This is a genomic window from Streptomyces sp. NPDC047079 (genome assembly GCF_040643755.1).
Lineage (GTDB): Bacteria > Actinomycetota > Actinomycetes > Streptomycetales > Streptomycetaceae > Streptomyces.
Genome location: NZ_JBEYUZ010000003.1, coordinates 316,279 through 329,730, shown reverse-complemented (window position 1 = coordinate 329,730; position 13,452 = coordinate 316,279). Strand labels below are relative to the sequence as shown.

Sequence of the window (13,452 nt, the reverse complement as noted above, 5' to 3'; positions counted from 1 at the left end):
GGCGGATCGGCGGATCGGCGGATCGGCGGATCGGCGGATCGGCGGATCGGCGGATCGGCGGATCGGCGGATCGGCGGATCGGCGGATCGGCGGATCGAAAGGTGGGCCCGGCGCTCACCGGGGGAGAAGAGCGCCGGGCCCGTGGAGGGTGGTCAAAGGGACGCCGAAGGCGTCATGCGCGGGTGCGTGAGGTGCGGCGCCGGACGGCGACCGCGATACCCGCACCGGCCGCCACGAGCGCCACGGCGCCCCGGGAAAGAGTGGTCGAAGAGAAACAGTGGGCTCACTGGTCACTTGAGCCGCGGTTCGAGCACATAGTCGATCAACGCGCCGGGGCTGTCAACCTTGTTGAAACGACGACGAGTTCTCCGCCTCATCACAATTCGGCCACATCAGGAACGGAACCTTCCAGTCGCCGAGCGAGAGACATCCCCGTCATCACCGACCAGAGGGCAGCGGCGGACCGGATCACGCGGCGGCCGAGGCAGCCTCAGAGCCGACCGCGGACTGATGCGCCCCCGCGCCGTGAGGCCCCACTCCTGCCATGGGATGGGCATCCGCGTCCGGGAGGAGGACGGAGGCATGGAATGGGGCCTCTCATCGGGTACCGCGATCCTCACCTTGCTGCATAGATCTATCACTTGCAATCAAGTCGCAGTAAAGGCTTCGCCTGCCGCGGGGAACGCGCGTGACCCCAGGAGCCGGAACCTGTGGCGCGTACGGGTGAATTGCGGGCGGAGCCAAGGAGCTTGGGAACCTCTTTACCTTCGCGGTCGGTTCAACGGGCAGCGGGTCGGCGCGGGCCGTTTACGGACGTCGGCCGGTGCGGACGGACGACAGAGGCGATCAGTGAAGGAGCGGCACGGGCATGGTGTTCAAACGGCTGCTGGGGGCGATCGGCATGGGAGGCCCCTCGGTGGACACGGTCCTTGACGGCGGCGCGACGCTGCCCGGCGGGGCGCTGTCCGGGCAGGTGCGCCTGCGAGGCGGCGGTGCGGCGGTGGAGATCGAGCACATCGCGCTCGAGCTGGTCGCGCGCGTGGAGGCGGAGCACGAGGAGGGCGAGAGCGAGGGCGTGGTCCCTTTCGCCCGGTTCACGGTCGGCGGCGGCTTCCGGCTCGGCGAGGAGGAGCAGCGCAGCGTCCCGTTCAGCGTGACCCTGCCATGGGAGACGCCGATCACCGAGTTGTACGGGCAGCAGCTGGGCATCGTCCTGGGTGTGCGGACGGAACTGGCGGTGGCCGGCGCCAGGGACAAGGGCGACCTGGACCAGCTGGCGGTGCGCCCGTTGCCGGTGCAGGAGGCGGTCCTGGAGGCCCTCGGACAGCTCGGCTTCGGCTTCCGCTCGGCCGACCTGGAGTACGGCCGCATCGGCGGCGCCTACCAGCAGCTTCCCTTCTACCAGGAGATCGAGCTGACCCCCTCCCCGCGGTACGCGCACGGGGTGAACGAGATCGAGCTGACCTTCCTCCCCTCCCCCGAGGGTGTGGAGATCGTCCTCGAGGCCGACAAGCGCGGCGGCCTCTTCTCCTCGGGCCATGACGCACTCGCCCGCTTCGCGGTCGGCCACCACGAGGTCCACACCCGCGACTGGAACACGGAAGTCGACGGCTGGGTCGGACAACTGGTCGAACACCGGGCCGCGTACGGAGCGGGAGCGGGGTACGGGACCCCCGCCCCCTATACCGGCGACCACGGCCACCACTACGGAAGCCACTACGGCGGGCACCACGGGGACCATCACGGCGGGCACCGTTCGGGACCCGGCATCGGTACGGCGGTCGCCACGGGCGCGGCGGGGCTGGCCGTCGGGGTCGTCGGCGGGATGGTCGCGGCCGAAGTGGTCGACGAGATCGGGGACTTCTTCGAAGGAGAGGAGGACGAGAGCGGGGACGACTGACCCATCCGGTCCACGCTCACCCAGGAGCGGCCTGTGTCCGGCCCCGTCGGCCGCGCCCGGCGGCGCACATGCGGTTGATCAGTCCTTGAGGAAAGCGTCGATCGGACGAACGTGGCCGCACAGCAGGTCTCAGGGGGCGGGCGAGTGGCGTGGGTCGCCTCGAACGGGCCCCCACCGCTGGCCTCCCCCGCCTTGCGCCCCGAAGCTGGCCCCATGGACGCCGCGCCCCGTGACGGTCTGCCGCCCTTCGAGGACCGGACCGACTTCGAGAACGCCGACCGCGGGTTCGTCGCCGCCCTCGTACCGGGTGTGGTGACGGACGGGGAGGGGCGGGTGGTGTGGGACGGGGACGCGTACGGCTTCCTCGACGGGGACTGTCCCGCCACCGCGCACCCGAGCCTGTGGCGGCAGTCGCAACTGTGCGCGCGGCAGGGCCTGTACGAGGTGACCGAGGGCGTGTACCAGGTGCGCGGGCTCGGCCCGGCCAATATGACCCTCGTCGAGGGCGGCAGCGGCGTCATCGTCGTCGATCCGCTCGTCTCCGCCGAGTGCGCGGCGGCCGCCCTCGCCCTGTACCGGCGGCACCGCGGGCAGCGGCCCGTCACCGGGCTCGTCTACAGCCACTCCCACGTCGATCACTTCGGGGGCGCCCGGGGTGTGCTGCCACGCGAGGCCGAGGCGGGGGTGCCGGTGCTCGCGCCTGCCGGGTTCCTGGACCACGCGGTCAGCGAGAACGTGCACGCGGGGCCCGCGATGGCCCGCCGGGCCGCGTTCATGCACGGCACCCGGCTGCCGAAGGCCCCCGACGGGCACATCGGCACGGGCCTCGGCACCACCCTGGCCACCGGCACGGTCACCCTCGTCCCGCCGACCGTCGACATCACGCACACCGGGCAGCGGGAGACCGTCGACGGCGTGCCCATCGTGTTCCAGCCGACCCCGGACACCGAGGCACCGGCGGAGATGAACTTCCTCTTCCCGGAGCGGCGCGCGCTGTGCCTGGCCGAGAACGTCACGCACACCCTGCACAACATCCTGACGCCGCGCGGCGCCCCCGTCCGCGACGCCCGCGCGTGGTCCCGCTACCTCGACGAGGCCATCGACTTCTTCAAGGACGCCTACGACGTGGCCTTCGCCTCGCACCACTGGCCGACCTGGGGGCACGAGAACGTGGTCCGGCTGCTGGCCGAGCAGCGCGACCTGTACGCGTACCTGCACGACCAGACCCTGCGGCTGCTGAACAGCGGTCTGACGGGCGCGGAGATCGCCGAGGAGCTGCGGCTGCCGCCCGCGCTGGAGGGCGCCTGGCACGCGCGCGGCTACCACGGGTCCCTGAACCACAATGTCAAGGGCGTCTACCAGCGGTACCTGGGCTGGTACGACGGCAATCCCGCGCATCTGTGGGAGCACCCGCCGGCCGCACTCGCCCGGCGGTACGTGGAGGTGGCGGGCGGTCCGGAGGCGATGCGCGCGGCGGCCCGCCGCTACACCGACGCCGGTGACCTGCGCTTCGCCGCGACCCTCCTCAACCATCTGGTCTTCGCCGACCCGGACGACGAGGAGGCGAAGGAGACGCTGGCGGGCGTGTACGAGCGGCTCGGGCACGGGGCGGAGAACGGTCCCTGGCGCAATATCTATCTGACCGGCGCGCTGGAGCTGCGCGAGGGAGCGGGCGGCCCCGCCGTCCCCGGCGACCCGGCCGGAATGACGTCGGCGCTCAGCGTGAGCATGCTGCTCGACGCCATCGCGGTCCGTATCGACGGGCCCCGCGCGGCGAAGGAGCAACGCCTGATCATCGACCTGGTCGTGATCGACGAGCAGCTTCGGCACCGGCTCAATCTGGAGCACGGCGCCCTGACGCACCGCAGCATGCCGCTGCACCGCACACCGAAGCCGCACGCGGGCCTGACCCTCACCCTGACCCGCCCCGAGCTCCAGGGGCTGCTGGCGGGCAGCGGACTAGCGGGGATCGAGACGGAGGGGGACCGGGGGTTGCTGAAGCGGCTGTTCTCGTATGTGACGCGGCCGGATGAGAAGTTCGCGATCGTCACGCCGTGAGGCGGGGGCAGGGCGTCACGCCATGAGGCGGGGTCACAGCGGTGGCTGTGCCGGTGCCGGGCCCAGGGTCGTGGTGCCCGGGGCGGTGCGGTGGCCAAGGCCCGTGCGGTAGGCGTCCAGGGCCGCCTCCACCCGGCCGGTGCGCCGCAGCAGATCGCCCAGCAGACGGCACAGGTCCGCCAGGTCGCCCGCCGCGCCCGCCCGCTCCAGCAGACTCAGCGCCCGGACGTAGTGCTCCTCCGCGGTCTCCGTGTCGCGGGCGTCCTCCGCGATGATGCCGAGGAGGCGGTGCGCGGCGGCCGAGTGCACCGCGCCCCGCTCGGGGCCTATGTCACCGAGGACGCCGTGCAGCAGCTCCGCGGCCTCCTCCGACTTCCCGCGCCGGTGCAGCACGTCCGCGAGCTCCACCGCGACCTGGCTGCTGTAGAGGGCGGCCCGCTTCTCGGCGAGCATGGCGAGGGCTTCGCGCAACTCGGTCTCGGCGCGCTTCAGTTCGCCGTTCTGGGCGTACAGATAGCCGCGCATCCAGTGGCAGTTGGCCAGCTCGGTGCGGATCCGCAGTTGCCGGTACAGTTCGGCCGCCTTGGCGAGGTGGGTGTCCGCCTCGGCGACGCGTCCCTCCGCGAGGAGCGTACGGGCGACCGACCGGTGCATACGGGCCACCAGCGCGGGGTCCTGCACCTGGGGCGCCAGTGCCAGCGCGACCTCGGCCGCCTGGGCCGCCCGCACATGCGCGCCCATGTCCATGTAGGGGCCGATGGCGCTCGCGTAGAGCAGCAGAAGCGCGTCCGGGTCGTGCAGTCCGGAGCGGTTCAGCTCGTCGATGGTGGACTCCAGCAGATAGCAGGCGTAGCGCAGTTCACCGGCGAGGTAGTGGGAGACGGCGCGTCCGCGCAGCGCCGGTACCCGGCTCGGCAGCGGTGCGTCCGCCAGGCACTTCTCGGCCCGCTCGAAGTACTGCCGGCCCCTCGCGAGGTCACCCAGCTCCAGTGCGCTCTCGCCGAGCCCGAGCAGCGCGGCGGCCTGCTCGGCGTCCAGGCCGTGGGCTTCGGCCTCCGCCAGCAGCGTGCCGTACTGCTCGGCCGCGACCTCGGCCTCCCCGGTGGCGAGGGTGCGCTGGGCGTCGGTCAGCCGGAGCCGCAGGGCAGTGGCGAGATGGGCCGGGCGGCCGGTCACCAGCTCCTCGTACGCGATGCCGAGCCGTTCGGCGATGTGCCGCAGCGCCTCGTCGGAGGGACGGACCCGGCCTGCCTCCAGGGTGGAGATGTACGCGGGTGTGTAGGCGGGTTCGGCCAACTGCCGCTGGGTCATGCCCCGCTCGCGGCGGAGCTGCTGCACCCTGCGCCCGATGGTCTCCGGGTCGTCCCGCTTCACCATGCATCAATCATTTCAGTAAGCGCAGTCGAGAAGGCCGGTTTCTGACTTTACGTCAACAGGTGGGTACTTCCCAGGGTGTCACCTCACCCCCTAGGTTGGAAGTCACGTTAAGCGTGCTTAATCCGTCGCTGTAGTTGCGAGGTGGGTTGCCGTGCTGGAACGCCTTTCCGTGCTCCACGGACGCATATCCGCGCGTTACGTCAGAGGATTCGGCGCAGCCGTCGTCGCCGTGGCCGCCCTGGTCACCGCGGCCAACGCGGGCCCGGCGCGGGCCGCCCAGCAGGAGCCGGTCCGCCACGTCCAGGGCGTCCCCGCGCACCACGGTTCCACGCGATAGCCGGGTCGGCTCACCACAGCGCCGCATACCCTGGGCCCCGTGACCTCTGCCGCCGCACGCACCGCGCTGGACCTCACCGCCGACCTCCCCGTGGCCGACCTGGAGAACTGTTACCTGGACCTGCACCGCCACCCCGAGCTGTCCCTGCGTGAGCACCGGACCGCGGGAAGGCTCGCGGAGCGGCTGCGCACGGCCGGATACGAGACCACCGAGGGCGTCGGCGGCACCGGGGTCGTCGGGGTGCTGCGCAACGGCGACGGACCCACCGTCCTGCTGCGCGCCGACCTGGACGCCCTGCCGGTCGCCGAGGAGACGGGACTGCCGTACGCCTCGACGACACCGGGCGTGATGCACGCCTGCGGGCACGATCTGCACGTCACCTGGCTGGCGGGCGCGGCGGGGGCACTGGCCGCCGGGCGCGACACGTGGTCGGGGACGCTGCTGGTGGTGGGGCAGCCCGCCGAGGAGACCGGCGAGGGCGCGCGGGCGATGGTCACGGACGGGCTGTACGAGCGCTTCCCGCGCCCCGGCGTCCTGCTCGCCCAGCACGCGGCACCGGGCCCGGCCGGGTTCTACGCGCACCGCCCGGGCCTGATCCTGTCCGCCTCGACGGACGTGGACGTCGTCGTGCACGGTCGGGGCGGCCACGGCTCGCGCCCGGAGGCGACCGTGGACCCCGTGGTGACGGCCGCCTACCTCGTCACGCGTCTACAGACCGTCGTCAGCCGGGAGATCGCGCCACGCGACTCCGCGGTGCTGACGGTGGGCCGGATCGAGGCGGGCACCCGGCACAACATCATCCCGTCCGAGGCACACATCGCCCTGAACCTGCGCACACAGTCGGCCGAGGTGCGCGACCGCATGATCGCCGCGGTCCGGCGGATCGCGGCGGGCGAGTGCCTGGCCGCGGGCTGCCCGCGCGAACCCGAGGTGACCGTCGGCGCCGACTTCCCCGTCACGGTCAACGACACCGCCGCCGAAGGCCGCGTGGCCGCCGTCCACGGGGAGGTGTTCGGTGCCGCCACGGTCTTCGACCCCGGCCCGGCGATGGGCAGCGAGGACTTCCCGCACCTGGCGGCGGACGGGATCCCGTACGCCTACTGGTTCGTGACGAGCACCCCGGCCGACGTCTGGGAGGCGGCACCGGGCGCGGACCTCATGGAGAAGTTCGCGGAGGTCCCGAGCAACCACAGCCCCCGTTTCGCGCCCGACCTGTCCACACTCGCCCCCGGCGTCCGGGCGCTGGTGTCGGGGGCGCTGGCCCACTTGTCGGCGGCCTGACCTCGTCAGGGCTGGGTCTGAAGCCCGCCCTGGAGACGGCGAAGGTGCTCCCGGACATGGTGCAGGGCGCCTTCGCGGCGTCCCGGGACCCGCTCCCTCAACTCGGCCAGCCCCGGGCCCAGTTCGCGGGCCCGGGCCGTGTCGCTGATACGGCCCCACTGGTGGTGGGCGCGGTCGACGGCCGCCTCCACCGCCGGGTCCCCGGGGGCCTGCCCGGCGGAGAGCCGGGCGACGGCGACCGCCAGCCATGTCTCACAGCTGCGGCCGGGGTCACCCGCGAGCATCGCGAGGTCGGCGCGGACCTCCATCCAGTGCAGCACCTCCTCGGAGCCGGCACCGTGCTCCCGCAGTGCGGCCTGCTCCCACCGCGCGGCCAGTGACGCCGCCTCCGCATGCCTGCCCTCCTGCACGGCGGCCGTGAGCGCGGCGTGCGGGTCCGGCGGCGGGGGGACGGCGGCCTGGGCCTCGGGTACTCCGAGGGGCTGGGGAGCACCGACGGGCTGGGGTTTGCCGGGGGCCTGAGGGCCGGCGGCGGGCGGAGGCGCGCCGACGCGCCGGGGCTCACCGGCAGCCTGGGGTCCGCCGGCGGGCGGAAGCGCATGGAGGGCCTGGGGAGCAGCACCGGCCCGGTGTTCACCGGCGGGAGCCGCCTGATGCACGGAGTGCTCCCCCTGACCGGGAGCCGCCCGATGCACGGAGTGCTCCTCCTGAGCCGGAGCCGCCTGTTGCCTGTGATGTTCCTGATGAGAAGGGTGCGCGGAGTGAGCGGAATGCCCGGGATGCCGCGCGGGCCCGGGGTGCGCGGTGTGCGTGTCGGCCGGGGTGTACCCGGCGGGCGGGGTGCGCCAAGGCCGGTAGGCGACCGGGGAGTTCACGGTCGGCGACAGGATGACGTCCCCCGCCGCGCCCACCGGTGCCCCCGTCTCGGCCGACGACCGCGTGAGGGCCTGGTGGTGGAGGGTCTCCGGGTCCGGGCGGTGGCCGCTGCGCAGGATCGTCGCCACGGCCTTCATGTACGCCGGAGCCGCCAGCGCGCGGCGCGGTGGCGGCGGGGCGACACGGCCGTAGAGAAGCACGGACGGGCCGCAGTCCAGCGACCGGGTCCGCAGATGCTGCCAGGTCTCCGGATCCGCGTGCAGGTCCGCGAACACCGTCGTCGCACCGGGCGGTCTCAGCCGCAGCTCCTCACGGATCCAGTGCCAGGGGAAGCCGGTGTAGCGCACGGTCGAAGGGGTGGTACGGGCCAGCGCCAGATGGGGCAGTCGCTCACGGCGGTCGAGCTGGAGCTGTCCGACCAGGAAGACCGTCAGCGGGCCGGGGGAGCCCGCGGCGGCCCGTAGCCGGGTGAGGACGGCCTGTGGCTCCAGCGGGTCGGCGAGCTCGACCACGTTCGCCGTGTCCGTGCCGGACAGCACCGGCGGGGCGACGGCCGCGAGCACCGGGAGCACGGAGGCCGCGTCCACCAGGCACCCCCTGCCCGCCGGCGAGGCCGCGAGCAACAGCACGGTTCCGGGCATCGTTCCCTCCCCGATCGATCACGTACGGCAGCACGGTAACCGCTGCGCCTGCAAAGCTGCGACGAAGGACGGACAAACGCCCCTCCACGGCCCGCGGTGTGCCGCAGGGGGTGAGGTGGCGGCTCACGGGCCGCCGGGCGCACACCGCCGCCGTACCGCGAAGATCGTCGTGTCGTCGTCGCGCGGTCGCGTTCGTCGACGAACTGGAGCGGGGCGCCCATGTGCGCGCCCGCATGTCGGTCGCGTACTGACGAGGCGGAAGGGCGGTGCCGGTGCCCACCAGGCGACCACCCCGAGACGTCGAAGCTCCCTCCCCGCAAGCCCCTGGGGTACGTCCCCTGCCCGGGGGGCGAGATGTACGTCCGGTGCGGAAGCACTCCAGGGCCCTGCGGTGGGCGAGCGCCTCGGGCCGCACCGCCTCGGGGAAGCCGGGCTGGTCCCAGAGTTCCCGGCCGGGGGCGACCTCCAGGCTGCCGGCGCCGCCGACCACGGCGAGCCGCCGCACCCCGGCGTCCCGTACGCCCTGCACGAGTACGCGGTTCAGGACGAGGAACGGCTCCGTCGGATCCGAGCCGTCCCGCGGCGGTACGCAGGCGCTCGCGACCACGTCCGCCCCTGCCGCCAGCGAGGCCACCTTCGCCGGGTCCGAGGCGTCCGCCGCGGCGGCGGTCACTCCCGGAACGGGCGACCGGCCGGAACGGCTCACGGCGGTGACCCGGTGTCCGCGCTGCGTCGCCTCCGCGGCGATCCGGCTGCCCACCATGCCGGTGGCGCCGAACAGCACGATCCTCATGAGCCCCAGCGAAACACGGCCCGGGGGCCCGCGCATCCCGACTTGCCTGCCGCCCCGGCCAGGTGTGCCCTGGAGTACGGGGCGAGGACACACGGCCAGGACGAGAGGAAAACGAGGAGAAGACGAGAAGAGAGAGGAGTGCTCCCATGGCTCATGCGACACCCGCGTCAGGGACTCCGCGTACGCCTGTCACCCCATCCCGTGGCCCCGTCACGCGCTACCGCCCGCCCGACCTCTTCGATCGCCGCACGCACGCGATGGGGAGACTGGCGGTGCCCGTCGTCCTCGGGCTCCTCTACGGCTACTGGGCCGCCGCCAACCGCCGCGACGCCGGTCCCATCACCGGCTGGAACCTTTTGTTCGGCTTCGTGTGCGCGATCGTGTTCGCGGCGGTGTGCATGGGCCTGTTCGTCGTGGCGCCCAGGCTGCGGCGCGAGCTGCATGCGCTGCTGTGGGCGGTGTTCGCCGGGGTCGCGTTCGGCTTCCTGTACAGCCAGACCGGCGAGACGGTGCTGCTCTCGACGGGCATCGCACTCGCGGTCGCCGTGGCCGTGTACGCGTTCGACTTCTACCGTTACTACACCCACGAGGACGCGTCGGGCCGCAGGGTCGCCTGAGCCGCGCAGTCGCCTGACCTGCGGGGCGGCCTGGTCGGTAGGCGGGCCTCGGGCGATGGGACGCGTTCGGCGCACGAGACCCCGGTGTGGTGGCCCACTCCGGGTGCCGGGGCCTCGTGCGTCTCCCTCACTCACCCGCCACCCGGGGCGCGATGCGCTCCGGGCGCCGGTCGAGGAGCCCTTGAAGCCGGAGAGGACACGGCGGACCCACCCACAGACGTCTCCCCGCCGGATGCCGTCCGTTCCTCTCCCCACCCACCAGGTAACACCCCTTCGGGCGAACCCTCCACCGGAGAGAGCACGGCACGGACAAGGCCTCGTCCCCGGCACTCACCCATCGGCTTGTCATATCCACCCATTTGCAGGCATATTACTCGCACAGGGCGCACAGGCGCGGTTCGCTGATGGCGTGTCTCAACGTGTCCGGAGCCCTCTCTCCGTCGTGCTGGTCGGCCTCGCTTGCCTGCTCGTACCGTTCGGCGTCCTCGCCGTGTGGGCGAAGTACGGCATCGAGGACAGCGCCCGCTACGCCGCCACCACCGCCCCGCTCGCCTCCGACGCCCAGGTGCAGGACGCCATCGCCAGCGCCGTCACCGACGGCATCATGCGCGAGGTGCACGTCGGCCCGCCCCTTCAGGGGTCCGTGCACGCCTTCGTCCATGAGGCGGTCCGCTCCTTCACCGCCACCGCGGCCTTCCGCAGCGCCTGGGACACCGCGAACCTCGACGCCCACGACGCCGTGATGCGCGCCCTGCGCGAGGACGACGACAGCCCCGTCACCCTCGACCTCGCCCCCGCCACCGAGCGCATGAAACGGCAACTGGCCGACGACCACGTGCCCTTCGCGGGCCGCATCCCGGTCGCCCACATGGAGATCACCCTCCTCCAGTCGAAGGACCTGACGAAGCTCCGGAAGGGGTTCCACGTGCTCGAAGTCGCCGGTTTCTGGCTTCCCGTCGCCTCGGCCTGCTTCGCCCTGACCGGGATCCTCTTCTCCGTGTCACGCCGGCGGGCCGTCCTCGCGACCGGACTCGGCACGGCCCTGGGCGCCGCGCTGCTGGCCGTGGCCATCGCGGTGGGCCGCCGGATGACGCTGGCGGACCTCCCGCCGGGCGTCTCGCACCCGGCGGCCGGCGCGGTCTACGACGCGCTCACCGAGACGCTCCGCCTGGTCTCCTGGGTGCTGATGGGCGTCGGCCTGGCGGTCGCCCTGGGCGCCTGGCTCACGGGCCTGTACGTGCGACGCCGGCGAGGGTCCGCAGCGCCCGCGCCAGTTCCGGCAGAGGAACGGACGCAAGTCCGAGCCTGACGCAGTCCGCGGCGGCACCCTCCGCCGCGCGCCCGGCGGCCGCGAAGGCGGGCCCCGGCGTCACCGCGATGCCCCGCTCGGCCGCGGCCGCCGCGAAGCGCTCCGCGCGCCAGGGCCGGGGCAGCCGCCACCACGCGAAGCAGGCCCGCGGATCGGCCCGTACGGCGAGGCCGTGGAGGTGCTCGGCGACCAGCCGCTGCCGCGCGGCCGCGTCCGCCCGCTTGGCCTCCACCAGCCGTGTCACGATGCCGTCCTCCATCCACCGGACCGCCGCTTCCAGCGCGAACCGGCCCGCCGTCCATCCGCCCGACCGCAGCGCCCGGGCCGCGTCCTCGCCGCGCCCTTCGGGCACCACGAGGAACCCGACGGTGAGCCCGGGCGCGACCCGCTTGGACAGTCCGTCGACAACGTAGGTGCGTTCCGGCGCGTACGCGGCCAGCGGAACTCCGTCCTCCGCCCCGCACAGGAACGACCAGACGCGGTCCTCGATGACGGGCAGCTTCAGCGCGTGCGCGGTGGCCGCCAGCCGGCGTCTGCGCTCCTGCCCCGTCGTCACCGAGGTCGGATTGTGCAGCGTCGGCTGCACATAGACCGCGGACAGCGGAGAGGAGCGGTGTGCGGCGGCCAGGGCGTCCGGGCGCAGGCCCTGCTCGTCCGTGGCGAGCGGGACCAGGACGATGGCGAGACGCGCGGCGACCTCCTTGACCGGCGGATACGTCAGCCGCTCCACCCCGACGCGACCCCCGGGCCGTACCAGGGTGGCGAGGGCGCCCGCGATGGCCTGCCGCGCGTTGCCCGCGAACAGCAGCCGGTCCCGGGCGGGACGCCAGCCCGCCGTGGCGAGCAGACCCGCGGCGGCCTCACGGGCGGCGGGGGTTCCCGCGGCGGGGGCCGTGCGGGTCGCCTCCTCGAGGACATCGGGCCGCAGCAGCGGCTCGATCCCGGCCGCCAGCAGCTCCGACTGGCCCGGCACGGAAGGGTGGTCGACTTCCAGGTCGACGGGCGCCCGCGTCGCCGGCTCGGCGAGCGCGCGGCCCGAGGGGACCGGAAAGGCCCGTACGAAGGTGCCCCGCCCGACCTCACCCACCACCAGCCCCCGCCGCACGAGTTCGCCGTACACCCTCCCCGCCGTGGACGCCGCGATGCCGCGTCGGCGCGCGAACTGCCTTTGCGGCGGCAGTCGTTGGCCCGGCTTCAGCCGACCCGCGCTGATGTCCGCGGCGATCCGGTCGGCGAGGCTGCGGTAGTCCTCCACCATCCCCCCTTGGATCGCACCGAGAACAATTTCCCTATTTCGCCGGGAAGTTGAGGAGTCGGGGCCATGCCCATGCCTCCCTTGACCCGGTTTCCCCGTACTCGCCGGGTCATCGCCCCGGATCCGCGCGGCCTGCGCGGCGTACCCGCCGGACCCGGAGCGGCCGGAGGAGTCCGACGAGGTGCCGAAGGCGTTCCCGGCCCGGCCGGGACGCGCGGACGGACACCTGGCACCCGCGCCGGGCCACGGGCACAGCCGCGGGCAGGACCACCGACAGGCCACGGCCACCCGTTCGGCCTACATCACCCTGCGCACCGCCGCCGGCCGGGCGAACCTGCGGATGAAGACCCCGAGGTCCCGAGGAGGCGGCCCCCATGGTCCAGCACACCGCACGCACCACCGCGACACCACCCCCGAGGCACACGGCCTGGGCCACCGGCGGCACCGCGTTCGCCGGTGTCCTGATGCTGGTCAGCGGCATCCTGGGCGTGCTGAACGGCATCGCGGGCATTGCCATGAACGACGTCTACGCCCGGGTCGGCAACTACGTGTACGGCTTCAGCCTCACCGCCTGGGGCTGGATCCACGTGATCATCGGCGCTCTCGTCGCGGTCACGGGCTGGGGTGTGCTCCAGGGCAGGGACTGGGCCCGCGGGGTCGGCGTGGGCCTGGCGGCCCTGTACATGGTCGAGTACTTCATGTTCCTGCCGTACGCCCCGGTCTGGTCGGTCATCGCCATCGCGATCGGAGCCTTCGTGATCTGGTCCCTGGTCACGGCGGGCCGCGCGGAACGGCCGCCCGGGCCCTCCGGGGGCGTCCGCGACACCCTGTGACGAAAGCGGGGCGCCCTCCGGCAGCGCACCGGCCGGCCGAGTGCATCCGGCACACCTCTCCCCCTCACCCCTCTCCCTGGGGGAGGATTCGGGCATCCAGCGCATCGAGGGGAAGAGGGGCCGGTCCGTGGAGACTGCGACCGTGGAGCCGACCGGGCCGACCCGCACCCGCACG

Annotated in this window: 10 protein-coding genes and 1 pseudogene; 7 read left to right on the top strand and 4 right to left on the bottom strand. The window is 73.3% G+C overall.

Features of this window, described 5'->3' with window-relative positions; all coding sequences use genetic code 11:
- The first annotated feature begins 868 nt into the window (after nucleotides 1-868).
- Both ABZ823_RS06360 and ABZ823_RS06355 read left to right on the top strand, forming a co-directional pair.
- Nucleotides 869-1,900 carry a sporulation protein gene (locus ABZ823_RS06360; RefSeq protein ID WP_361654381.1) on the top strand — a complete coding sequence of 344 codons (1,032 nt, stop codon included), beginning with the start codon at nucleotides 869-871 and terminating at the stop codon, nucleotides 1,898-1,900.
- A 213-nt stretch (nucleotides 1,901-2,113) separates the two neighbouring features.
- Nucleotides 2,114-3,958, top strand: a complete 1,845-nt coding sequence (locus ABZ823_RS06355) for an alkyl sulfatase dimerization domain-containing protein (RefSeq protein ID WP_361654378.1) — start codon at nucleotides 2,114-2,116, stop codon at nucleotides 3,956-3,958.
- 33 nt (nucleotides 3,959-3,991) lie between these two features.
- Here the strand turns inward: ABZ823_RS06355 and ABZ823_RS06350 are convergent, their stop codons facing one another.
- Nucleotides 3,992-5,335 (bottom strand): helix-turn-helix domain-containing protein, encoded by a 1,344-nt coding sequence (locus ABZ823_RS06350; protein ID WP_361654375.1) that lies wholly within the window; start codon nucleotides 5,333-5,335, stop codon nucleotides 3,992-3,994.
- 151 nt (nucleotides 5,336-5,486) lie between these two features.
- Here ABZ823_RS06350 and ABZ823_RS06345 point away from each other — a divergent pair, with 151 nt between their 5' ends.
- Nucleotides 5,487-5,672 (top strand): hypothetical protein, encoded by a 186-nt coding sequence (locus ABZ823_RS06345; protein ID WP_361654372.1) that lies wholly within the window; start codon nucleotides 5,487-5,489, stop codon nucleotides 5,670-5,672.
- A gap of 39 nt (nucleotides 5,673-5,711) precedes the next feature.
- Nucleotides 5,712-6,953 (top strand): amidohydrolase, encoded by a 1,242-nt coding sequence (locus tag ABZ823_RS06340; RefSeq protein ID WP_361654369.1) that lies wholly within the window; start codon nucleotides 5,712-5,714, stop codon nucleotides 6,951-6,953.
- 5 nt (nucleotides 6,954-6,958) lie between these two features.
- Here ABZ823_RS06340 and ABZ823_RS06335 read toward each other — a convergent pair whose 3' ends face one another.
- Nucleotides 6,959-8,470 carry a hypothetical protein gene (locus tag ABZ823_RS06335; RefSeq protein ID WP_361654366.1) on the bottom strand — a complete coding sequence of 504 codons (1,512 nt, stop codon included), beginning with the start codon at nucleotides 8,468-8,470 and terminating at the stop codon, nucleotides 6,959-6,961.
- 385 nt (nucleotides 8,471-8,855) lie between these two features.
- A pseudogene (locus ABZ823_RS06330) lies at nucleotides 8,856-9,263 on the bottom strand (NAD(P)H-binding protein); the annotation flags it as partial.
- Between the two features lie 272 nt (nucleotides 9,264-9,535).
- Here ABZ823_RS06330 and ABZ823_RS06325 point away from each other — a divergent pair.
- Together ABZ823_RS06325 and ABZ823_RS06320 are read left to right on the top strand one after the other, a co-directional pair.
- Nucleotides 9,536-9,880: a hypothetical protein gene (locus ABZ823_RS06325; RefSeq protein WP_361654363.1), complete on the top strand. Its 345-nt coding sequence runs from the start codon at nucleotides 9,536-9,538 to the stop codon at nucleotides 9,878-9,880.
- A 409-nt stretch (nucleotides 9,881-10,289) separates the two neighbouring features.
- Complete coding sequence (locus ABZ823_RS06320; protein WP_361654360.1) at nucleotides 10,290-11,189, top strand: hypothetical protein; 900 nt, start codon at nucleotides 10,290-10,292, stop codon at nucleotides 11,187-11,189.
- On the opposite strand, the gene ABZ823_RS06315 is transcribed toward ABZ823_RS06320, so the two are convergent.
- Nucleotides 11,104-12,444, bottom strand: a complete 1,341-nt coding sequence (locus ABZ823_RS06315; RefSeq protein ID WP_361654775.1) for a PLP-dependent aminotransferase family protein — start codon at nucleotides 12,442-12,444, stop codon at nucleotides 11,104-11,106. The genes ABZ823_RS06320 and ABZ823_RS06315 overlap by 86 nt on opposite strands.
- A gap of 374 nt (nucleotides 12,445-12,818) precedes the next feature.
- Between ABZ823_RS06315 and ABZ823_RS06310 the strand changes: the two genes are divergently transcribed.
- Complete coding sequence (locus tag ABZ823_RS06310; protein ID WP_361654358.1) at nucleotides 12,819-13,277, top strand: hypothetical protein; 459 nt, start codon at nucleotides 12,819-12,821, stop codon at nucleotides 13,275-13,277.
- Nucleotides 13,278-13,452: the final 175 nt, after the last annotated feature.

Bases quoted from the DNA above. Each gene is read 5' to 3' on its own strand.
- ABZ823_RS06360 (WP_361654381.1), top strand. From the start codon at position 869: ATGGTGTTCAAACGGCTGCTGGGGGCGATCGGCATGGGAGGCCCCTCG.
- ABZ823_RS06355 (WP_361654378.1), top strand. From the start codon at position 2,114: ATGGACGCCGCGCCCCGTGACGGTCTGCCGCCCTTCGAGGACCGGACC.
- ABZ823_RS06350 (WP_361654375.1), bottom strand. From the start codon at position 5,335: ATGGTGAAGCGGGACGACCCGGAGACCATCGGGCGCAGGGTGCAGCAG.
- ABZ823_RS06335 (WP_361654366.1), bottom strand. From the start codon at position 8,470: ATGCCCGGAACCGTGCTGTTGCTCGCGGCCTCGCCGGCGGGCAGGGGG.
- ABZ823_RS06310 (WP_361654358.1), top strand. From the start codon at position 12,819: ATGGTCCAGCACACCGCACGCACCACCGCGACACCACCCCCGAGGCAC.